The following is a 19,688-nucleotide window of genomic DNA, read 5'->3' on the forward strand; positions in this document are numbered from 1 at the left end:
ACGGTCAGCTGACGCAGGGGCCTTGGTAGGCGCCGATGTTCGGCTGCCCGCCGGCGGGCACCTGGGAGCCGAAGATGTCGTGGCCGCCGTTGCCGGCGATGGAGACCCCGGCGGCGATGGCCGGCGAACCGCACCGCAGCCGGTAGCCGAGGATGCTGTCCAGGCCGGTCCCGCTTCCGGGATTGGCGAACTTCGGGTCCGCGATCACGGCGTTGGTGTGGTTCGAGGGCACGACGACGTTGTAGTAGAGGTTGTGGTCGTAGACACCCACCGCGTCGTGGATGGCCGAGCCTTCCGGGCTGCCGTAGAAGATGTTGTTGGTGAATTCGATCGGGGTGTGGTCGCCCCGGCTGCCTGCGATGGCCTTGGCGGTGGGGCTGTAGATCACGTTGTTGTAGAACTTCACCCTCGTGATCGCGTTGTCGCAGCCGTTGGCGACGACGGGGATCTCGAAGGTGCCCAGGAGCAGGTCCTTGTCGTTCTGGCTGATGTTGTAGCGGATCGTCGCACCGTCGGAGTACGTGCCGGCGAACGCGCAGAACAGCATGAACGGGCCGTCGTTGTCGTGGCTGAAGTTGTACTGGTAGACGAGGTCGCGGTTGCCGGCGTCGACGCTGAGCGAGAACGACGGCGGAGTGGCGGAACCGCCGGTGATCTCGTTGTACTGAACGACCGGCCGGTCGGAGTTGAACGCGACGATTGCGGCGTGCGAGGCGCTCGCCCGCAGGCCGAATCCGCTGACGATGTTCCATTCCGTCACCGGGTCGACGCCGTTCTGCACCAGGATGCCGTCGCCGCCCTGATCGGTGAGCTTGTTCAGGGAGATGCGCACGTTCTTGTTCGGCACGAAGGTGTTCGTGCCGGCGGGGTACAGGTCCCGCTTGGACCACTGGGAGACGATGCCGATCCCGACGTTGTCCACGCCCGAGATGACGTTGCGCGTGACTTCGACCCCGTCGAACCCGGTGGCCACCTGGGACCCGGCGGCCTTGAACACGATGCCGCCGCTGTTCTCGAGTTCGGGCTGCAGGCAGTCGCAACCGGGCACGTCGTGGATCTTCACATCGCTGATCTTGTAGTGCTTGCCGATGCCGAAGTCGTCGAGCAGGACGTAGATGCCCGCACGCGCGTTGCCGTCACGGGTGGCCGCGTTGGAGATGTCGAGCTCGCGGATCTCCCAGCCCTGCACGTTGTGCAGGAACACGGCGGCGCGTGCCCCGCCGCCGACGATGGCGGGGCGGGCGCCGGTGCCGTAGGAGGCGATGACGATGGGGTTGTCGGCCGTGCCCGACCCCTGCGGCTTCAGGACTCCCTGACAGGTGGTGCCACGGCGGAAGAGAATGGAGTCGCCCGGCTTGAAGACGATCGAGTTGACCTTCTCCAGGGTCCGCCACGCCGTACTCGAGGACAAGCCGGAGGCGGAGTCGTTCCCGGAACTGCAGTTGACGTAATACTTGGTGCCGGTGGTCGTCGCCGCCTGCGCCGGGGCGCCGGCCAATACGAACGTGCTCATGACGGCGATGAGTAAGACAATGATGTGGGCAGCGGGGCCACGGCTCCTCCGCACGATTTCCGACGTGTTATCCATGTGCTTTGCTCCAAGAACGTGTTGCTTCTGGTCCAGGAAGGGACGTGGGAAGCGAGTCTGAGCCGACCGGCTCGACGGCTGCTCGACGAGGGCTAAACGGCCCATTCCTGGTGCCGCCAGGCGGCGTCCGCGAAGGCCCATTCGAAACGTGCGCCGATGAGGAACTGCTCGACCAGTCGCTTCCTGTCGGTGGCCGAGCACTGAGCGCCCACCTCGTCGATCATGGCGAGGTAGGAGTTCACGTAGCCCTCGTAGTCCCCGCCGGGGGGATACTGCTCGACCCAGGAGGCGTAGCGGGATCCGGGTTCGCAGCGCTCCCGCAGATCGTTCGAGACGAAGAGATGAAACCAGCTCATCGGCAGCAGGCCGGCTATGCCGGCGGCGAACGAGATCGTGGGCGCGGCGAGCATGAAGGACGTGTAGGCGTGGATCATCGGCCGGGCCGCGGTACTGTCCGGACCGGCCAGGGGAAGCCCGGCGGCCAGTTCGGACAGTCCCGCGGCCAGCTTGGGCAGCGAGCCGAACGTGGCACTCGCCGCGGAGCAGAGCAGAGTGCCGTGCTCGTCCCGCTCGGCGATCGCCGCGCACTGGGCCAGCGCCCGCGCATAGGTGGGAACGACGTAGCGGGCGTCCTGCTCGGCGAAGTACCACAGTGATGACGGCGGCAGCGTCCCCGCTCGCAGGCCCGTCCAGAACGGATGGTCCTTGACCTTGGCCACCAGCGGTCGCGCGATCGCCGACAGTTCCGCCCGCGTGGACATCAGCGCGCCGCCGCCGTCACGCTGAGGCCGCCGGCGACCCGGCCGAGGACATCGGCCAGCACCTGCTCGGCGTCGGACTCGCCGCCGCCCCGCCAGGCCACGAACGCGTCCGGCCTGACCAGGATGGCGCCGTCAGAGGGGATGCCGAGGGTGGCGGCCCAGTCGTCGTCCAGCGGGACGTAGTCCCCGCCCGCGCCCAGCCGCACCACCCGCAGCGGCACGTCGGTGCGCTCGGCGATCTTGGCCGCCGCCTCCTGCCACGTGCCCCCCTCCGCACTGGTGAGGAGCACGTAGGAGTCCCAGAACAGGTCGATGGTGGACAGGCGCTCTCCGTCGCGCTCCAGCCAGATGTGCGGCGCCCGCGTGCCCGGCTCGCCGACCAGTTCCAGCGGCGCGGTCAGCGTGGGCCTCGGCTGCTCGGTCACCACCGCCTGGGAGCGGTAGCGGTAGCCGAGCGTGATGATGATGTCGTCGACCATCTGGTCCCGGACCTCGTCCGTGGCGTACCCGTGCCTGATGCGGTTTCTGACCAGGGCCTGCTCGGCCATGGCGGTGCCCACCGCGTGGCGCTCGTCGTGGTAGGTGTCGAGCAGTTCCTGGCCCGCCCAGCCGTGCAGCGTGGCCGCCAGCTTCCAGGCCAGGTTGTGCGCGTCGTGGATGCCCGTGTTGGCGCCGAAGCCGCCGGCGGGCGGGTGCACGTGGGCGGCGTCCCCGGCCAGGAACACCCGCCCGACCCGGAAGCGCTCCGCCACCAGCTGCGCGCCCTCCCATGGCACCTTCGCCATGATCTCGACGTGCATGTCCGATTTGCCCGACGCGGTGCGAACGATCTCCACGCAGCGCTCATCGGTGAAGTCGTCCGGGGACTCGCCCTTGTCCGGGTGGTAGATGGGGGCGGCCAGCCAGGGGTCGCGCCCGTGCAGCCGGGACAGCCCGGTCATCGTCCCGCCGGCGGTGGCGTAGCACAGGATGAACGGCCGGTCGGCCAGGATCTCCTCCAGCTCGGGCGCACGGAAGTAGATGCTGAGCGCGTTGAACACGGTGCCGCGGCCGGACCGGGAGACGCCGAGAGCGTTGCGGACCGAGCTGCTCGCGCCGTCCGCTCCCACGAGGTACTGCGCCCGGACCGTCGTGACCACTCCGGTCGCCACGTCCTCCACCTGGGCGGTCACGCCGTCGTCGTCCTGCTCGATCGAGCGCAGCTTGGTGGAGAAGCGCACCTCGCTGCCGTACTCGCGGGCCTTGCCCGCCAGCACCACTTCGTAGCGGTCCTGGCCACATCCCATGACCCGCTCAGGGCTGACGGTCTCACCGTCCAGCGACGGGGCTTCGAGCACCACGGCGTCGTCGATCTCGGAGAAGGTGTTGACCCGCAGGATCCCGCCCTCGAAGAACGGGTGCGAATCACCGATCTCCAGCGCCCGGATCTCCTTGCCCAGTCCCGCCGCCCGGAAGATCTCCATGGTGCGGGCCTGCAGGCCGGGCGCACGCGGCAGCATGGAGGTCTCGCCGCGCTTCTCGACGACCAGCGTCCTGATGCCGTGACGGCCCAGGAAGACCGCCGTGGACAGGCCGACCGGGCCGGCGCCCACGATCAGCACCGGCACGTTCTCGTCGTACATCAGATTCCTCCATCGACATTGATCGTCTCGCCGTTCACGAACCGCGACAGGTCACTGGACAGGAAGGCGACGACTCCGGCAATATCCGCGACGTCCCCGAGCCTGCCGAGGGGGATCATCTTCTGGTAGCGCTCGAGCACGGCGGGCGGCGTCGGCTCCTCGGTCTGGATCGGCCCCGGTGCCACCACGTTCACGCGCACGCCGCGCGGCCCCAGCTCCTTGGCCAGAGAACGGGTGAGCCCGACCAGGCCGGCCTTGGTGGCCGTGTAGTGGGCGCGCAGCGGGATGCCGACCGTGGCGACCCTGGAGCCCACGAAGATGACGGAAGCACCCTCGCCGAGCAGCGGCAGAGCCCGCTGCGTGACCAGGTACGGCCCGCCCAGATTGTTGGTCACGACGCGCTGCCACTCCTCGAGCGGGAGCTCGGCGAACGGCACGTGGCTGATGACCCCTGCGTTGTGCACGACCACGTCAAGGGATCCGAACGAGGTACGGCAACGCTCGACGAGGTCGTCGACGTCAGCCGGGTTGCTCACGTCCGCCCTGACCAGGTGGTGGTCGCCACCGGTCTCCTTGAGTTCGCGGGCCAGGCTCGTGACGGCCTCGCCCTCCGTGCGGTAGCACGTCACCACGTCGGCACCCGCGCGGGCGAGGCCGAGCACGATGCCCCGCCCTATGCCCCGCGAACCGCCGGTCACGAGGATCTTCTTTGCGGTCAGGTTGAGCTCCATCGTTCCATGGCTCCTGTGACATCTAGAGGAGGATCGCCGCCGCCACCAGGTTGGCGATCAGGGCGGCCAGGGAGAGCACCACTCGTGCGGTGTTCCAGGTCTTCCAACGGGCCCGCGGATCGCGTTCCGGCCAGTCGTTCGGTTGACTCGCCGGGTCCAGCGCGGTCACGTACTTGTTGATCGGGACGTTCTTCACCAGGGAAATCGTCATGAGCACGGCGAGCGACGCGGCGGCGAGCCAGAACATGCCCGCCGCGTCCGCGCGCTTGCCGCTGATCACCGCGAGGGCGACGTCCAGCCCGAACGCCAGCACGTTCATGATGGGCAGGAACGGGTCATAACGCGGCCACATGAACTTGATCAGGTCCACATACCCCGCGTACGGCAGGCGGAGGGCGAAGGCCGCCAGCCCTATCGCGTTGCCGAGCATGACGCCGGTCGCGACCCCGTTCGCGAACAGCGCCAACGCGAGGAGCGCCCCGGTCATCCCGCGCCCTGCGGGACCGCCGCGGCCTTCTCGACCAACCCCTTGATCCGGTCCATCTGGATCGCGGTGTTGTGATTCAGGTACGCGGTCATCCCGTCGTCGTCGGCCGGGGCCTGCGGCTTCATGTGGAAGTCCTGCACCCAGCGCATTCGCACACCCTCCGGGACCTCGCGGTACTCCCAGAAGATGTTCATGTACTCGAACGGGCCGGTCTCGATCCTGTGCGCGCGCACCTCGCGCTTCACGGGGTCGGGGGTGCGCTGCGAGATCCAGCTCCACACCGTGCCGTCCTCGTCGGGGTGCATGGTGAGGCGGAAGGTGATCGAGTCGCCGTCGCGCTCCAGGATCTCCGCGGCGGCGTACTCGCTGAAGAGCTGCGGCCACGAGGCGACGTCGTTGGTCATCTCCCAGACCAGGTCCATGGGGGCCTGGATGACGATGGCGTTGTCCGTGTGTCCGGCCATGGCAGGTTTCCTCCGTTCAGCTCGCAAGACGGACGTTGACGTAGTCGGCCAGGGCGCGGGGGGTGGGCAGCTGCTCCACCACATCGTCGGGAATCACGACGCCGAGGTGGTTCTGGAGCTTCGCCGTCACCTCCAGCACCGCGAGCGAGTCGTAGCCGAGGTCGACGAACGGGACCTCGGAGATGTCGTCGCCGAGGTTCACGTTCTCGGCGGCGCCGGCGCACTCGATCATCGTGGCCTTGAGGTCTTCGATGGTGAAGGGGGTGGGGGCGGTCTGGGTCATCTGGTGCTCCGTTCGCTCGTGACAATGACTGCCGCGTTGAATCCGCCGTGACCGCGGGCGACGACCATGGCGGTGCCGAGCTCCGCCTCCCGCGGCGCGCCGCGGACCAGGTCGATGTCGCAGCCGGGGACCAGCTCGGTCACCCCGGTCGTGGGCGGGATGACGCCGTCGCGAATGGCCAGCAGGGCGCTGGCGAGGTCGAGGGCCGCGCCGCCCGCGTAGAGCCGCCCGGTCATGGTCTTGGGGGCCGTGACCGGCGGGGTGCCCGGGCCGAAGACCGCGCGGATCGCGACGGCCTCCTGCAGGTCGAGCTCCGGTACGCCGGCCGCGTCCGCGAAGACCACATCGACGTCGCCGGCGGTCAGCCCGGCGTCGGCGAGTGCCAGCTCCATCGCCCGGCGCAGGCCGGGCTTCCGGCCCGAGCCCGGGCGCGGGTCGAAGGTCGAGGCGTAACCGGCGATCTCCCCGTAGACACGCGCGCCCCTGGCCCGCGCGTCCTCGGCGTTCTCGACGATCAGCATCGCGCCGCCCTCACCCGGCACGTAGCCGGACGCGCCCACGCCGAAGGGCAGGTACGCGCTGCTGGGATCGCTCGACTCGCTGAGCCGTCCGTTGCTGTACTGCGCGGCCAGGCCGTAGGGACACAGAGAGGCGTCGGTCCCGCCGGTGACCACCAGCCGGGTGCCGCTCCTGACCAGCTGACGCGCCTGACCGGCCGCGTCCAGACCGCCCGCCTGCTCGGCGCAGATGACCCCGCAGGGGCCGCGCATCCCGTGGCGGATGGAGATCTGGCCGGTCGTGGCCGCGTAGAACCAGGCGATCGACTGGTAGGCGCCGACCCAGGAGGGGCCCTTGGACCACAGCCGCTCGATCTCCCGCTGGCCGAATTCGGTCCCGCCGGAGGAGCTGGCGGTCACCACGGCCATGTCGTACTCGGGGATGGCCGCGGGATCGGCGGCCGCGTCCTCCAGCGCCCAGGCCGCGGCCGCCAGCCCGAGGTGGGTGCCGTGGTCCGTCTGCGGGATGAGGCGGCTCGGGACGTGCTCGCCGGCGGTGAAGCCGCTCACCTGCCCGGCCAGCCGGACCGGGTAGCCGGAGGCGTCGAAGCGGCTGATCTCCGCGATGCCGCTCTTCCCCGCCAGCGTGGCAGCCCAGTATTCCTCGACGCCGATCCCGTTCGGCGCCGCGATGCCGAGCCCCGTGACGACAGCGTGCCTGCTGCTTACCTCGCTCATGCCGCCCTCACGATGGCCATGGCGGTCTGGAAGCCGCCGAACCCGCTGCCGACGCTGAGCACTCCGTCTATGGCGTGCTCCCGCGCGGTGAGCGGCACGTAATCGAGATCGCACTCGGGGTCACGCGTGTGCAGGTTCGCCGTCGGCGGCACCACCTGGTGCTCGATGGCCAGCGCGCAGGCGGCCACCTCGATGGATCCGATCGCGCCGAGGGAGTGACCGACCATGGACTTGATGGAGCTGACCGGAACCTCGTACGCACGGTGGCCGAGCGCGCGCTTGAAGGCCGCGGTCTCGTGCCTGTCGTTCTGCTTGGTCCCCGAGCCGTGCGCGTTGATGTAGTCGATGTCCGAGGCGTCCAGCCGCCCCATGGCCAGGGCGTTGCGGATCGCCTCGGCCATCTCACGGCCGTCCGGTTTGAGCCCCGTCATGTGGTACGCGTTGCTGCGGCTGGCGAATCCCGCTATCTCGGCATAGATGTGCGCGCCGCGCGCCAGGGCCGCCTCCCGCTCCTCCAGGACGAAGACGGCAGCCCCCTCGCCCAGGACGAACCCATCCCGATGCGCGTCGAACGGACGGGAGGCGTGAGCCGGATCGTCGTTGTTGGGAGAGGTCGCCTTGATCGCGTCGAAGCAGGCCGCGGTGATGGGCGAGATGGGCGCGTCGGTCGCGCCGGCGATCACCACGTCGGCACGGCCGGACCAGATCTGCTGGCAGCCGTTGCCCACCGCGTCCAGCCCCGCCGTACAGCCCGTGGAGATCAAGGAGACCGGCCCCTCGGCGCCCGCCGCCCAGGCGACCTCGCACGCGATGGTGCTCGGTGCCATGTATCCGTACAGGTGGCGCACCACATAAGAGGGATCGACCAGCCAGCGCCGGCCGCCGTCGCTCAGCACGACGTATTCCTCTTCGAGGCCCATGGTGCAGCCCACGGCGCTGCCGATGCTGACCCCGACGCGCTCCGGCGGCACCCCCTCGATGCCGCTGTCCGCCAGGGCTTCCCTGGCGCAGACGACGCCGAACTGCGCGGCCCGGTCCATCCGGCGGATCTCCGCCGGGCTTAGCCCCTCCGCGGCCGGGTCGAAGTCGCATTCGGCCGCGACGCGCGAGCGGAAGCCGGACGGGTCGAACAACGAGATGGCACGGGTGGCGGTGCGGCCCGCGGACAGCAGATCCCAGAACGCCTTCGTTCCGATGCCGCCCGGGGCCACCACGCCGATCCCGGTGATGACGACGCGCCTGTCAGTGCGCATCAGTTCGGCCCTCCAACATCAGGTAGGGCCTCCGCCGCTCCGGAGCTCGGCAGCGGCTCGGTGTCGACGTGACCGAGCTCGGGCCGCGGCGCCAGCGGGCTCAGGTGGAAGATCGCGTACACCTCTTCCTCGCCGTCGTTCCAGACCCGGTGCGGCAGACCCTTGGGGACCATCAGCCCCTCGCCGGCCCCCACCTCGACCAGCTGCGTGCCGTCGATCCTGGCGGTGAGCCGGCCGCGCACCACGAAGAGGAACTCCTCGGAGTACGGGTGGTAGTGCTCGGCCACGAACTCGCCGGGCGCGAGCGTCAGCGTGCCCATGAACCCGGAGGTGGAGGCGACCGTCTTCGGGCTGAGGACCACCCGGATGTCACCTCCGCGGCGCCGGTTGGGGGCCACGTCGTCCGCGCGCACCTTGGTCACCACGGCGAGCTTCTCCGCTGCGTCACTCACCGTTCGCCTCCCAGACGTAGAAGGGGTTCGCCATGGCGTCCTTGGGCTCGCGCCAGTTCGGGTCGTAGGGCCGGATGTGCTGCGCCAGCCGCTTGTTGATGTCGTCATAGAGCGGGTGGCTGCGTGCCTTGTAGAGATCTGGCGTGATGTCGTCGTCCGCCTCCACCAGGTGGAAGTAGAGGTCGTGGAAGCGGAAAAGCGTGCGTCGCGACACTCCGATCATCCGGGGCAGGTCGGTGGCGTCAGAGTCCCTGAAGATCTGTGCCACGTTGTCAGCCTCGGCCGGTTCCATGCGGGCGACGATCAATGTCCGATGCACCCGGAGCTCCTCTCGTTTTGATGCCCCATGGTTGATCCGATGGTTCTGGTCTCGGTCGAATCCCGCTCGAAGCGGGCGGCGCGAGTCCACTTCGAGCCGGGAACCGCACAGTGGCGGCGGGATTTCAGAACCGTCGAAAGGGTGACTGCTGTGAGCGGTGAGAACGAGCTGGCCTTCATCGGTCTGGGCGGCATGGGTGCCGGCATGGCGCTGTGCCTGCGCGAGGCGGGATTCCCGCTGGTGGTCCACAACCGCACGGCGGCCAAGACCGTGCCGCTGGCGGAGGCGGGAGCACGCGTCGCCGCCTCGGCCGGCGACGCTGGCCGCGACGCCTCGATCGTCCTGCTCAGCCTCAGCGACGAGGCGGCCGTCGAGCAGGTCCTCTTCGGCGAGCTGTCCGGGCGGCTGCGCCCGGGGGCGCTCGTGGTGGACACCTCGACCGTTTCGCCCGCCTACTCGGCGGATGCGTCCGAGCGGCTGGCCGGCACCGGTGCCCGCCGCATCGAGGCGTGCGTGATCGGGAACCCGCCGATGGCCAGAGCGGGCCAGCTGCGGATCTTCACGGCCGGGCGGCCCGAGGACGTGGACGGCGCCCGCGAGGTGCTGGAGGCACTCGCCCAGGACATGGTGCACGTCGGCCCGGCCGGCTCGGCCTGCGGGCTGAAACTCTCCTTCAACCTGCTCCTCGGCAACCAGATCGCCGCGCTGGCCGAGGCGGCGCAGCTCGCCGTCAGCGCCGGCGTCGACCGCGATCTCTTCTTCACGACCATCGCCAAGAGCGGGTTCAGTTCGCCGGCGCTCGCGTTCCGTGCTGAGCTGATGCGGACCCGCCGCTACGAGCCGCCGGCGTTCCGCAGCACGCTGATGGAGAAGGATCTTCGTCTGGCGGTGGCCGGTGCCGCCGCGCACGACCTGGAGCTGCCCGTCACGGCGGGGGTGGCCGAGCGGTTCGGCGCGGCGATCCGCGCCGGTGACGGCGACAAGGACGCCGCCTCCATCGCCGAGTTGCGCACCCCCGTCCGCTGAGCCGGGTTCAGATCGCGATTCCGCCGTGGACCTCGAAGACGCTGCCGGTGATGTACGAGGCCCGGTCGGATGCCAGGAAGGAGACGAGATCGGCCACCTCTTCGGGGTGGCCGAACCGGCGCAGCGAGATCCTCTCCAGCAGCTTCTTGGCGGCACGCTCGCTCAGCTGGTCGGTCATGTCCGTGGTGATGAGGCCCGGCGCGACCACGTTGGCCCGCACGCCGTGCCCGCCGATCTCCTTGGCCAGCGCCCGGGTGAAACCGATGATGGCCGCCTTCGACGCCGAGTACGTGGTCTGCGTCGCGTTGCCGTACACACCGGCCACGGAGGACATGGTGATCACGCAGCCCGACCGGCGCTTCATCATGCCGAACACCGCGGCGCGGCACAGGTGGTGGACGCCGCCGACGTTGGTCCGCAGCACCGCCTCCCAGTCGGCCTCCTCCACGAGCATGAGGGGCCCGTCCCTGGTGATGCCGGCCGACGTCACGACCGTGTCGATCGGGCCGAGCTCGGCTTCCACGCGGTCGACCCAGTCACGCATCGCCGGGCCGCTGGCGACATCCGCCCGGACCGGGAGCACCTGGCCGCCGAACTCCCTGGCCTCCTTGGCCACCGCCGCCGCGCTCTCCTCGGCGCTGTGGTAGCAGAAGCTGACATCGAATCCGTCCCGTGCCAGTCGCAGCACGATCGCCCGGCCGATGCCGCGCGAGCCGCCGCTGACGAGCGCGACCTGCCTGTCTGTGTGGCTCATTACCTCAGAGTCGCATCGGCCGTGGAGGGACTGCTCGAAGACGGCTCGAGAACCACAGGCCCTGCGGCCTGCGCTCGCCCGGCCGGTCGAGCCCTGTTCCAGCCCGTCGCGAGCGCGATGGACCAGCATCGGCCAAGACGTGCCTGAGCGGAGGTTGATCGTGGATCTTGAACTGGCCGGCAAGCGGGTCCTGGTGACCGGCGGTACGCAGGGGATCGGCCGGGCGGCCGTACTGGCCTTCGCCCGGGCCGGGGCCCGTGTGGTCGCCTGCAACCGCAGCCCGGGAGAGGCGGCCGACGGTCTGGCCCGTGAACTGAAGGAGCTGGGTGACGGCCACCGCGTGGTGCAGGCCGACGTGACCGAACCCGACGGCGCGGCCACGCTCGCGACCGTCTGTCAGGAGGCGCTCGGCGGGCTCGACGTGGTCGTGAACAACGTCGGCGTCGATGGCCGCGCCCGTTTCGCGGAGCTCACCGAGCAGGAGTGGGACCGCGTCATCTCGGCGAACCTCACCAGCAGTTTCCTGGTGACCCAGGCCACGCTCGGGCTGCTCGCCGACCACGGCTCCGTCATCTACATCGGGGCGTCGGCCGGCATGCGCGGGCGGCCGGAGAGCGCCCACTACTGCGCATCCAAGACAGCGCTCAACGGGCTCACCCGGTCCCTCGCCAGGGAGCTCGGCAGCAGGGGCGTGCGGGTCAACACCGTGGCGCCCGGCGTGATCGTGAAGGGGCCCGGCGACGGACCGCCGCCCCCGGTCGCCGACCTCATCAAGGCGGTGACGGCGCTCGGCCGTCTCGGCTCACCCGAAGAGGTGGCGGCGGCCGTGCTCTTTTTGGCCAGCGACGTGTCCCGGTACATCACCGGGGTCACTCTGAACGTGGACGGAGGCGTCTGATGCCCTATGCCGCCATTACCTACAACGTCCGGCCCGGATTCGACGACGAGGTCGCGGAGATCTTCGCCGACTTCCAGCGGGTGGACAGCCCCATCCTGCGCGGCGCGACCGGCGACGAGGCCGGTCGGCTGCTCGGCACGGCCGTATTTCTCAAGGACGGCGTGCTGGTCCGAGTGATCCACTACGAGGGCGACTTCCGGGCCGTCGCCGCTCACATGGCCGGGCAGAAAGGCGTGCACGTGATCGAAGAGAAGCTGGCGCCCTACCTCGTCGACCAGCGCGACACCTCGACGCCGGAGGGGTTCCAGGCGTACTTCCGCAACGCGCTCATGCGCTGCATCGTCCAGCTCTCCGTGGATACCCATCCTGCGGGCCGATGATGGAGCTGGGCATCGGGCTGCCGACGATGGTGTCGGGGATCGCCGGCAGTGATCTTCTCGCCTGGGCCCGGAGGGCCGAGGAGCTCGGCTTCTCGGCCCTCGGGGCGCTCGACCGGCTGATGTACGACGGCTACGAGCCCCTGATCGCCCTGGCGGGAGCCGCCGGCGCGACGAGCCGGATCCGGCTGGCCACGACCATCCTGATCGCCGCCTACAGAGGCGATCGGGCGCTGCTCGCCAAGCAGCTGGCCAGCCTGGACCGGCTCTCCGGAGGACGGCTCACGGTGGGCGTCGCCGCCGGCGGGCGGCAGGACGACTACGAGGCGTGCCGTACCTCCTATGCGGAGCGCGGCCGGCGGCTCGACGAGCTGCTCGCCGAGCTGCGCGGGTTCTGGAGCGGGGAGAGCGACGGGCCGGTCCCCGGGCCACGCGCCGAGAAGGGCGGGCCGCCGCTGTTCGTGGGCGGCCACTCGCCCACGGCGATGCGGCGCGCCGCGGCCTTCGGCGATGGCTGGATCGCCGGGGGCAGCTCGGCATCAGGCTATGGCGAGCTGGTCGGCCGGGTCCGGGAGGCCTGGGAGGCGGCCGGCCGGGCCGATCGGCCTCGCCTCATGGCGATCGCGTACGTGTCGCTGGGGCCGGACGGCCCCGAGCAGGCCGCGCACCACCTGCTGGACTACTACTCCTTCATGGGGTGGAAGGCCGAGATGGCGGTGCGGAGCGTGATCACCGACGCGCAGCAGCTGCGCGACTTCGTGGCGGGGTACGAGGCCGCCGGCTGCGACGAGCTGCTGCTGTTCCCGTGCGTCCAGGATCCGGGGCAGGCGGATCTGATCGCCGACGCGGTCTGGAGGTGATCATCATGCTGAACGTCCTGACCGTGCTGGTGCTCCTCGGCAGCGGCACGGTGGCGGGCGTGCTCTTCGCCGTGGCCGTCAGCACCGTGCCGGCGCTGGCGGCGATGCCGCCGGACCGTTACGTCTACACGCACACGCTGCTCGGCCGGAACTGGGATCCCACGATGCCGCTCATCGTGCTGGGCACGACGCTGCTGGACATCGTCCTGGCCGTCTGGGCGCCGGGAGGCGTCGCCCGCGCGCTGGTCATCTGCGCGACGGTGTGCCTTTTCGGTGTCTCGTGGGTCTCTCACCTGCGCAACGTGCCGATCAACAAGCGGGTCCACCAGACCGATCCGGACGCGGTCCCCCCGGGATGGGAGGATCCTCGCCCGGTGTGGCGGCGCTGGCACCTGCTGCGTACGTCGTTCGCCATGGTGGCGCTCGTCGCCAACAGCCTCGCGCTCACGTTGTTCTGACAGGCAAAAGCTCAAGGCCCAAGGGATTCCCCCTTGGGCCTTGACGTTTTCAGGTGCTCCAGGAACGGGGCGAGCGGTAGCGGTGCCATTCCCGGCGCGGGCGCCTGGTGGAGGGAGCGGGCTCAGGCCGTGCGGCCTGAGCCGTGCTCAGGGCGGTGAGCGCGCAGACCAGCGCGCAGATCTCTTCGTCCGTCGGCTGTCCCGACATGATGTGCAGTTCCATCACATCGGCGGGTTTCCGTGCTTGCGCTGCGGGCCCGCCGAATGCTTGGCCCGTAGCAGGGCGAGCGCGCGGATCAGGGTCGCCCTGGTCTCCCGCGGATCGATGATGTCGTCCACGAGACCGCGTTCGGCGGCGTAGTACGGGTGCATGAGGACGTTGCGGTACTCGTCGACCCGCTTGGCCCGCTGCGCCGCGGGGTCGTCCGCCGCGGCGATCTCCCTGCGGAAGATGACGTTCGCCGCGCCCTCCGCGCCCATGACCGCGATCTCGTTCGTCGGCCACGCGAAGGAGAGATCCGCTCCGATGGAGCGGGAGTCCATCACGATGTACGCGCCGCCGTACGCCTTGCGCAGGATCAGCTGGATCCGCGGGACGGTGGCGGCACAGTAGGCGTACAGCAGCTTGGCCCCGTGGCGGATGATCCCCCCGTGCTCCTGGTCGGTGCCGGGCAGGAAGCCGGGCACGTCGACCAGGCTGACGAGCGGGATGTTGAAGGCGTCGCAGAGCTGGATGAAGCGGGCGCCCTTCTCCGAGGCCTTGATGTCCAGGACACCGGCCAGGTGACGCGGCTGGTTGGCGACGATACCGGTCACCTCGCCGTCGAACCTGGCCAGCCCGCAGATCAGGTTGCCCGCCCAGCCGGCGTGGAACTCGAAGAACTCCCCGTCGTCGACGACCTCCTCGATGACGGCGGACATGTCGTAGGGGATCGACGGCTCGGAGGGGACGAGATCGAGCAGGCAGTCGTTGCTCCGGTCCGGCGAATCGGTGGCGACGGTGGACGGCGGCAGTTCCTGGTTGTTGGACGGCAGCAAGGACAGCAGAAAACGCACGTCCTCCAGGCACGAGACCTCATCGGGATAGACGAAGCCCGCCACCCCGGAAACCGTTCCGTGCACGCGCGCGCCGCCGAGGCAGTCGGCGCTGATCTCCTCCCCGGTCACCGCCTTCACGACATCGGGGCCCGTGATGAACATCTGGGCGATGCCGTTGACCATGAACACGAAGTCGGTGAGCACGGGGGAGTACGCGGCCCCGCCGGCGCATGGCCCGAGCATCACGCTGATCTGCGGGATCACACCGGACATGCGCACATTGCGCTGGAAGATGCCGCCGTAGCCGGCGAGCGCCGTCACCCCCTCCTGGATGCGCGCTCCCGCCCCGTCATTCAAGCTGATCAGCGGGACCCCGGCGGCCTCGGCCAGGTCCATCACCTTGTGGATCTTGGCTGCGTGTGCCTCTCCGAGTGCCCCGCCGAACATGCGGAAGTCGTGGGCGAAAACCATGACGCGGCGGCCGTGGACACGTCCCCAGCCCGCCACCACACCATCGGTGTGCGGGCGCCGGTGCTGCATCCCGAAGTCGGTCGCCCGATGCCGGCGAAAGGCCTCGACCTCCACGAACGAGTCGGGGTCGAGCAGCACCTCCAGCCGCTCGCGTACGGTCAGTTTGCCCTTGCTGTGCTGTCTCGCCGTTGCCTCGGCATCCGGCCCGCTCCTGATGTTCTCCTTGAGGAGGGCCAGCTCCGTGACACGATCGCTCATCGTCTCGCGCGGCAAGTCGGTCAACGGCGAATCAATGATCCCGGTGTCTTCCCGCTCCAGCATGCGTTCCCCTCACCTGTTGTCAGGTTCTGCAAAATCCAGAGGAACACACGGATTCCGGGCCGGGGCACCCCTACCGGACCACTAGAAGGCAAGAGACGCAGGTAGATCGCTCCGGCCGCCGATGTTGAGCTTGCGGTAGGTGCGGGTCAGGTGCTGCTCTACCGTGCTGACGGTCAGGTACAGCTGGCCCGCGATCTCGCGGTTGGTGTGCCCGGCGGCCGCCAGCGCGGCGACCCGTCGCTCCGCCTCGCTCAGCACGGTCACCACCTCCCCGGCCTCCCGCGCCGCCGGGGTGTCGGCCTCCTCCGCCGCCGGGAGTGCGGTGTCGAACAGCGCGGCACCGCACTCGTTCGCCACCGTCCGAGCCCGTACCAGGATCATTCCGGCACGCCTGCGCTCACCGAGCTTGCCGTACGCCTCCGCCAGGTCGAACAGCGACCGGGCCAGCTCGTAGTCGTCGCCGCTGGACTGCAGCAGGTCGACCGCCCTCCTGAGCAGGTTGGGGCGGTGACGCATCTCGCTGGTGGCGGCGAACAGGCGCATCGAGATGCCCTGGATGCGCATCGACGAAGAGCCGAAGCGGACCAGCTGCTCCTCGATGAGGAGCCTGGCCTGCTCCGGGTTGCCCAGGCGCAGGAGGGCGTCGGCGGCGTCGGCCCGCCAGGGGAAGAGATCCGGCGCGTTCAGGTTCCACTTGTCCATCAGCTCGCCGCAGCGCTGGAAATCGTCGAGCGCCGAGGCGACGTCGCCGATGGCCAGGCTGTAGCGGCCCCTGGCATACAGGTAGTGCAGGCCGTATCGGGTCTCGAACATGGCGTCGAGCATGGGCTGGTCGAGCAGGTCGTGGGCGGTCTCATAGCGGCCCATCGCGGTGTGGGCGATGACGAGACTTCCGAGCGGACCGCCGACCGTGACGCCCCAGCCGCTGGCCGGGATGAGCTTCAGCCCGGTGCTCGCCTGGTGCACGGCCGTACGCAGGTCGCCCTGGCGGATCGCGATCTCGGCCCGGATGGCGGCGAGCCTGGCCAGCCTGCTCGGTGCCTGCCTGGCCGAGGCCTCCGCGAGGAAGAGCTCGCACATGGGCGCGGCCTGCTCGGCGCGCCCGCCGTAGGTGAGGGCGAGCAGCGCGCTCTCCACCGTGTCCATCGACATCTCGTCGAGGTGGCTCACGCGCAGGATCCGCTCGGCGGCCGCGATGGCCTCGGGCTGCGGCCCGTTGACGATCACCTCGGTGAGGGCGGCGGTGGACTCCAGCCGGTGGATGGCCGCCAGCGGGGCCAGGGTGGTGCGAGGATGCGTCTCGCCCAGCGGGACACTCATCGACGGGTACGTGGAGCGCAACCACGAGCCGGCGATGGCCAGCTCCATCGTCGTCTCCGGACCGTGGGCGGCGCCGGAGTCGGCCAGGTGATCGAACACCTCCTTGGCGTCGTCCATCTTGCCGTGCCAGAGCAGTGCCTTGGCCAGCACCACCGCGTCGCTCCCGTCGAGCCAGCCTCGCTGCATCGTCTCGAACAGGTCGGTGAGGCGTCTGGCCGGCGCCGCCGGGTTGATCCGCCACTCGGCGCGCATGAGCAGGATGGCGAGCCGCGTACGCTCCCGCTCGTCGCAGGCGGTGTGCCAGGCCAGCCGCAGGTATTCGATGGCGGGCTTGACGCGCCCTTCCCGCAGGGCGTTCGCCGCCGCGTCGGTGAGCACGGGGACGACCCAGGGGGCATCGAGCGGACCGGCGTGGAGGAGGTGCTCGGCGATCACCTCGGTGGGGGCGCCGTCGTCGTGGCAGAGCCGGGCGGCCCGGCGGTGCAGGTCCATCAGGTCCGCCGGATCCAGCTCCGCCAGCACCGCGAGCCGGGCCGCCTCGTGCAGGAAGCGGCCCGAGCCGAGCACGCCGGACATGGCCAGGGAGCGGAGCGCGTTGTCGAGCCGCGTACGTTCGACGCCGAGCAGCCGGTCGAGGGAGTCGGCCTGGCCGAGCACGGCCAGCCCGCGCGCCACGCCGAGCAGTTCGGCCTCGCCGCGGTGCAGGCACTCCAGCACGGCCTGGCCGTACCTGTAGCCGGGAACGGGCCTGCCCTCGGAACGCTCCTCCAGCAGGGCCCTCAGCAGCAGCGGGTTGCCGGCGCTGTAGGTGTGCCAGTCCTCGGCGTACCGCTCGGCCTCCTCCGCCCCCACCTGTGCGGCGACCAGGGACAGAACGCCCGCGCGAGAGAGCGGGCGCAGCTGGATGGTGTGGCAGCGGGGCCCGGAGAACAGCTGCGCGCACGAGAAGGTGCCGGAGCCCGAGTCCCACACGGTGTCGGAGTAGCTGAGGACCATCATGATCCGGGCCAGCCGCACTCGCCGGGACAGGTACGCCAGGCAGAGCAGGGACAGCCGGTCAGCGTAATGGGCGTCGTCCACCACGATCACGAGGGGGTAGCGCTCGGACAGCTCGATGAGCACCGTGCAGAGCGCGTGCACGACCTGGGCGTGCGGCTGACCGAGACGGTCGGAGCCGAGGTCGCGCTGCGCGCCCTCCCGCAGCAGGGCCATCGCCCTGGCGCGTTCCTCCTCCACCAGCGGCGCCTCGTGGATGAGCTGACCCAGTACGCCCAGCGGCAGGTCCTGCTCCACGGGGGAGCCCGACGCGGCGATGGACAGCGCGCCGCGTTGGGCGGTCCCTTGAGCGAACGTGTCGAGGAGCCTGCTCTTGCCCGTGGCGACGGGGCCGCCGACCACGGCGACACATCCTCGGCCCGAGAGTATGTTCGCGAGCAGGTCCTCCAAGGTAATGAGCGCTTCGTCGCGCTCGATCAGGTCCATTGCCGATCTCCCCCTGGCAGACACTCGTACAGTTCTCGTATCCGGTTCGGAGCGATCTCCGTGCCTTCCCCGTCCGCCTGCTGCTGGACGATCCGCGCGAACTCGATCTGCAGCCGGCGGGGCAGGCGCACGCCGTAATGGGCTCTCATGACGTAGGCGACGCCGCCCTTGCCCGACTGGCTGTTGATCCGTACCACGGGCTCGTAGGAGCGGCCGACGTCCGCCGGGTCGACCGGGAGATACGGCACGGCCCAGGGCAGATCGCGGGTGGCCGCGCCGGCCCGCTCGGCCTCGCGCTGGAGCGCGTCGAAGCCCTTGTTGATGGCGTCCTGGTGGGAGCCGGAGAAGGCGGTGTAGACGAGTTCCCCGCCGTAGGGATGGCGCGGGTGCACGGCCATGCCGTTGCACTCTTCCACCGTGCGGCGGATGTCGTCGATGTCGGAGAAGTCCACGCCCGGGTCGATGCCGTGGCTGAACAGGTTCATGCCGAGCGTGACCAGGTCGACGTTGCCCGCCCGCTCCCCGTTGCCGAACAGGCAGCCCTCGATGCGCTGAGCCCCCGCGAGGAGCGCCAGTTCGGCCGAGGCCACCCCGGTGCCACGGTCGTTGTGCGGGTGGATGGACAGGCAGATGTGCTCGCGCCTGGACAGGTTGCGGCTGAACCACTCGATCTGGTCGGCGAAGACGTTCGGGGTCGTCCGCTCGACCGTGGTGGGCAGGTTGACGATGGTCTCCCGGCCGGGGCCCGGCTGCCAGACGTCCATGACGGCCTCGCAGACCTCCAGGGCGAAGTCCGGTTCGGTGTCGTTGAACAGCTCGGGCGAGTACTCGTAGCCGAGGTCGCAGTCGCTCAGCACCTTGTCCGCATATTTCATCATGAGGCGGGTGCCCTGGACGGCGAGGTCCTTGCACTCATCCCTGCTCATGCCGAAGACCAGCCGGCGGAACATCGGTGAGGTGGCGTTGTAGAGGTGGATGGTGGCCCGCCGTGCGCCGGCGAGGCTCTCCGTCGTCCTCCTGATGAGCTCGTCCCTGGCCTGGACGAGTACGGAGATCCGCACATCGTCGGGGATCAGGTCGTGCTCGATGAGGTGACGGACGAACGCGTGGTCGTCCTGGCTGGCCACCGGGAAGCCGACTTCGATCTCCTTGTAGCCCATCCGCACGAGGAGGTCGAACATCTTGCGCTTGCGCGCCGGGTCCATGGGGCTGGCCAATGACTGGTTGCCGTCGCGCAGGTCGGTCGACAGCCAGCGGGGCGCCGACGTGACGGTGTTGTCCGGCCATCGGCGGTCAGGAAGCGACATCGGTGCGGGAGCGCTGTAGCGCCGGACCGCCCTTGTAGTTCCGTTCAATGGCAGTCCCTCCTCGGGTGTCGAATGTTCGCTGGGACCAAAATCTGTGGCCCCCTACCAATGCCCAGGGTGAGGCACGCGGCTATTCGCCCGGCTTCGGGTGGCTATTTCCCTTACGCGCCGCTCTGGGCGG

20 protein-coding genes and 1 pseudogene are annotated in these 19,688 nt (G+C 69.8%); 5 read left to right on the plus strand and 16 right to left on the minus strand.

The window, feature by feature from the left end:
* Window positions 1–4: 4 nt before the first annotated feature.
* The 11 genes from ACQPWU_RS14070 to ACQPWU_RS14120 form a co-directional block, all read right to left on the minus strand.
* Entirely contained in the window at window positions 5–1,513 is a 1,509-nt protein-coding gene (locus ACQPWU_RS14070) for a hypothetical protein (protein ID WP_433439979.1), read from the minus strand.
* Window positions 1,514–1,680: 167 nt separating this feature from the next.
* Complete coding sequence (locus tag ACQPWU_RS14075) at window positions 1,681–2,349, minus strand: TenA family protein (RefSeq protein ID WP_433439981.1); 669 nt, start codon at window positions 2,347–2,349, stop codon at window positions 1,681–1,683.
* Window positions 2,349–3,971: an FAD-dependent monooxygenase gene (locus tag ACQPWU_RS14080; protein WP_433439983.1), complete on the minus strand. Its 1,623-nt coding sequence runs from the start codon at window positions 3,969–3,971 to the stop codon at window positions 2,349–2,351. The genes ACQPWU_RS14075 and ACQPWU_RS14080 overlap by 1 nt, the downstream gene beginning before the upstream one ends.
* A complete protein-coding gene (locus ACQPWU_RS14085) occupies window positions 3,971–4,702 on the minus strand; it encodes an SDR family NAD(P)-dependent oxidoreductase (protein ID WP_433439985.1) in 732 nt (243 codons plus the stop codon). Before ACQPWU_RS14085 ends, ACQPWU_RS14080 begins: the two co-directional genes overlap by 1 nt.
* 22 nt (window positions 4,703–4,724) lie before the next feature.
* Entirely contained in the window at window positions 4,725–5,189 is a 465-nt protein-coding gene (locus tag ACQPWU_RS14090) for an anthrone oxygenase family protein (protein ID WP_433439987.1), read from the minus strand.
* Entirely contained in the window at window positions 5,186–5,653 is a 468-nt protein-coding gene (locus ACQPWU_RS14095) for an SRPBCC family protein (protein ID WP_360704251.1), read from the minus strand. Before ACQPWU_RS14095 ends, ACQPWU_RS14090 begins: the two co-directional genes overlap by 4 nt.
* A 16-nt stretch (window positions 5,654–5,669) precedes the next feature.
* The gene (locus ACQPWU_RS14100; RefSeq protein ID WP_360704248.1) at window positions 5,670–5,936 is read right to left on the minus strand and encodes an acyl carrier protein; all 267 of its coding nucleotides are present in this window, start codon (window positions 5,934–5,936) and stop codon (window positions 5,670–5,672) included.
* The gene (locus ACQPWU_RS14105; RefSeq protein ID WP_433439989.1) at window positions 5,933–7,171 is read right to left on the minus strand and encodes a ketosynthase chain-length factor; all 1,239 of its coding nucleotides are present in this window, start codon (window positions 7,169–7,171) and stop codon (window positions 5,933–5,935) included. Before ACQPWU_RS14105 ends, ACQPWU_RS14100 begins: the two co-directional genes overlap by 4 nt.
* Entirely contained in the window at window positions 7,168–8,424 is a 1,257-nt protein-coding gene (locus ACQPWU_RS14110; protein WP_360704242.1) for a beta-ketoacyl-[acyl-carrier-protein] synthase family protein, read from the minus strand. The genes ACQPWU_RS14105 and ACQPWU_RS14110 overlap by 4 nt, the downstream gene beginning before the upstream one ends.
* Window positions 8,424–8,876, minus strand: a complete 453-nt coding sequence (locus ACQPWU_RS14115) for a cupin domain-containing protein (RefSeq protein WP_433439991.1) — start codon at window positions 8,874–8,876, stop codon at window positions 8,424–8,426. The genes ACQPWU_RS14110 and ACQPWU_RS14115 overlap by 1 nt, the downstream gene beginning before the upstream one ends.
* Window positions 8,869–9,195 (minus strand): TcmI family type II polyketide cyclase, encoded by a 327-nt coding sequence (locus tag ACQPWU_RS14120; RefSeq protein ID WP_433439993.1) that lies wholly within the window; start codon window positions 9,193–9,195, stop codon window positions 8,869–8,871. Before ACQPWU_RS14120 ends, ACQPWU_RS14115 begins: the two co-directional genes overlap by 8 nt.
* A 150-nt stretch (window positions 9,196–9,345) precedes the next feature.
* On the opposite strand from ACQPWU_RS14120, the gene ACQPWU_RS14125 reads away from it, so the two are divergent.
* Window positions 9,346–10,221: an NAD(P)-dependent oxidoreductase gene (locus tag ACQPWU_RS14125; protein WP_433439995.1), complete on the plus strand. Its 876-nt coding sequence runs from the start codon at window positions 9,346–9,348 to the stop codon at window positions 10,219–10,221.
* Between the two features lie 7 nt (window positions 10,222–10,228).
* On the opposite strand, the gene fabG is transcribed toward ACQPWU_RS14125, so the two are convergent.
* Window positions 10,229–10,975: a 3-oxoacyl-ACP reductase FabG gene (gene fabG / locus ACQPWU_RS14130; protein ID WP_433439997.1), complete on the minus strand. Its 747-nt coding sequence runs from the start codon at window positions 10,973–10,975 to the stop codon at window positions 10,229–10,231.
* A 160-nt stretch (window positions 10,976–11,135) separates the two neighbouring features.
* Here fabG and ACQPWU_RS14135 point away from each other — a divergent pair, with 160 nt between their 5' ends.
* The 4 genes from ACQPWU_RS14135 to ACQPWU_RS14150 are packed head-to-tail and all read left to right on the plus strand — an operon-like array spanning window position 11,136 to window position 13,568.
* A complete protein-coding gene (locus ACQPWU_RS14135) occupies window positions 11,136–11,873 on the plus strand; it encodes an SDR family NAD(P)-dependent oxidoreductase (protein ID WP_433439999.1) in 738 nt (245 codons plus the stop codon).
* On the plus strand, window positions 11,873–12,253 hold the full coding sequence (locus tag ACQPWU_RS14140) for a SchA/CurD-like domain-containing protein (RefSeq protein WP_433440001.1): 381 nt from the start codon (window positions 11,873–11,875) through the stop codon (window positions 12,251–12,253). Before ACQPWU_RS14135 ends, ACQPWU_RS14140 begins: the two co-directional genes overlap by 1 nt.
* Window positions 12,250–13,110, plus strand: coding sequence for an LLM class flavin-dependent oxidoreductase (locus ACQPWU_RS14145; protein WP_433440003.1), 861 nt, complete (start codon window positions 12,250–12,252; stop codon window positions 13,108–13,110). Before ACQPWU_RS14140 ends, ACQPWU_RS14145 begins: the two co-directional genes overlap by 4 nt.
* A gap of 5 nt (window positions 13,111–13,115) precedes the next feature.
* Window positions 13,116–13,568, plus strand: coding sequence for a DUF1772 domain-containing protein (locus tag ACQPWU_RS14150; RefSeq protein WP_433440005.1), 453 nt, complete (start codon window positions 13,116–13,118; stop codon window positions 13,566–13,568).
* A 49-nt stretch (window positions 13,569–13,617) separates the two neighbouring features.
* Here the strand turns inward: ACQPWU_RS14150 and ACQPWU_RS14155 are convergent, their stop codons facing one another.
* The 4 genes and pseudogenes from ACQPWU_RS14155 to ACQPWU_RS14170 form a co-directional block, all read right to left on the minus strand.
* Window positions 13,618–13,791: an acyl-CoA carboxylase subunit epsilon gene (locus ACQPWU_RS14155; protein WP_433440007.1), complete on the minus strand. Its 174-nt coding sequence runs from the start codon at window positions 13,789–13,791 to the stop codon at window positions 13,618–13,620.
* Complete coding sequence (locus ACQPWU_RS14160) at window positions 13,791–15,398, minus strand: acyl-CoA carboxylase subunit beta (protein ID WP_433440009.1); 1,608 nt, start codon at window positions 15,396–15,398, stop codon at window positions 13,791–13,793. The genes ACQPWU_RS14155 and ACQPWU_RS14160 overlap by 1 nt, the downstream gene beginning before the upstream one ends.
* Window positions 15,399–15,479: 81 nt before the next feature.
* Window positions 15,480–18,200, minus strand: coding sequence for an AAA family ATPase (locus tag ACQPWU_RS14165; protein WP_433440011.1), 2,721 nt, complete (start codon window positions 18,198–18,200; stop codon window positions 15,480–15,482).
* Window positions 18,201–18,226: 26 nt separating this feature from the next.
* A pseudogene (locus ACQPWU_RS14170) lies at window positions 18,227–19,555 on the minus strand (2-isopropylmalate synthase); the annotation flags it as partial.
* Window positions 19,556–19,688 lie beyond the last annotated feature (133 nt).

This window comes from Nonomuraea sp. CA-141351 (assembly GCF_050944675.1).
Lineage (GTDB): Bacteria > Actinomycetota > Actinomycetes > Streptosporangiales > Streptosporangiaceae > Nonomuraea.

Bases quoted from the DNA above. Each gene is read 5' to 3' on its own strand.
- ACQPWU_RS14100 (WP_360704248.1), bottom strand. From the start codon at position 5,936: ATGACCCAGACCGCCCCCACCCCCTTCACCATCGAAGACCTCAAGGCC.
- fabG (WP_433439997.1), bottom strand. From the start codon at position 10,975: ATGAGCCACACAGACAGGCAGGTCGCGCTCGTCAGCGGCGGCTCGCGC.
- ACQPWU_RS14140 (WP_433440001.1), top strand. From the start codon at position 11,873: ATGCCCTATGCCGCCATTACCTACAACGTCCGGCCCGGATTCGACGAC.
- ACQPWU_RS14095 (WP_360704251.1), bottom strand. From the start codon at position 5,653: ATGGCCGGACACACGGACAACGCCATCGTCATCCAGGCCCCCATGGAC.
- ACQPWU_RS14080 (WP_433439983.1), bottom strand. From the start codon at position 3,971: ATGTACGACGAGAACGTGCCGGTGCTGATCGTGGGCGCCGGCCCGGTC.
- ACQPWU_RS14070 (WP_433439979.1), bottom strand. From the start codon at position 1,513: ATGAGCACGTTCGTATTGGCCGGCGCCCCGGCGCAGGCGGCGACGACC.
- ACQPWU_RS14110 (WP_360704242.1), bottom strand. From the start codon at position 8,424: ATGCGCACTGACAGGCGCGTCGTCATCACCGGGATCGGCGTGGTGGCC.
- ACQPWU_RS14155 (WP_433440007.1), bottom strand. From the start codon at position 13,791: ATGGAACTGCACATCATGTCGGGACAGCCGACGGACGAAGAGATCTGC.
- ACQPWU_RS14145 (WP_433440003.1), top strand. From the start codon at position 12,250: ATGATGGAGCTGGGCATCGGGCTGCCGACGATGGTGTCGGGGATCGCC.
- ACQPWU_RS14085 (WP_433439985.1), bottom strand. From the start codon at position 4,702: ATGGAGCTCAACCTGACCGCAAAGAAGATCCTCGTGACCGGCGGTTCG.
- ACQPWU_RS14075 (WP_433439981.1), bottom strand. From the start codon at position 2,349: ATGTCCACGCGGGCGGAACTGTCGGCGATCGCGCGACCGCTGGTGGCC.
- ACQPWU_RS14150 (WP_433440005.1), top strand. From the start codon at position 13,116: ATGCTGAACGTCCTGACCGTGCTGGTGCTCCTCGGCAGCGGCACGGTG.
- ACQPWU_RS14090 (WP_433439987.1), bottom strand. From the start codon at position 5,189: ATGACCGGGGCGCTCCTCGCGTTGGCGCTGTTCGCGAACGGGGTCGCG.
- ACQPWU_RS14105 (WP_433439989.1), bottom strand. From the start codon at position 7,171: ATGAGCGAGGTAAGCAGCAGGCACGCTGTCGTCACGGGGCTCGGCATC.
- ACQPWU_RS14165 (WP_433440011.1), bottom strand. From the start codon at position 18,200: ATGGACCTGATCGAGCGCGACGAAGCGCTCATTACCTTGGAGGACCTG.
- ACQPWU_RS14160 (WP_433440009.1), bottom strand. From the start codon at position 15,398: ATGCTGGAGCGGGAAGACACCGGGATCATTGATTCGCCGTTGACCGAC.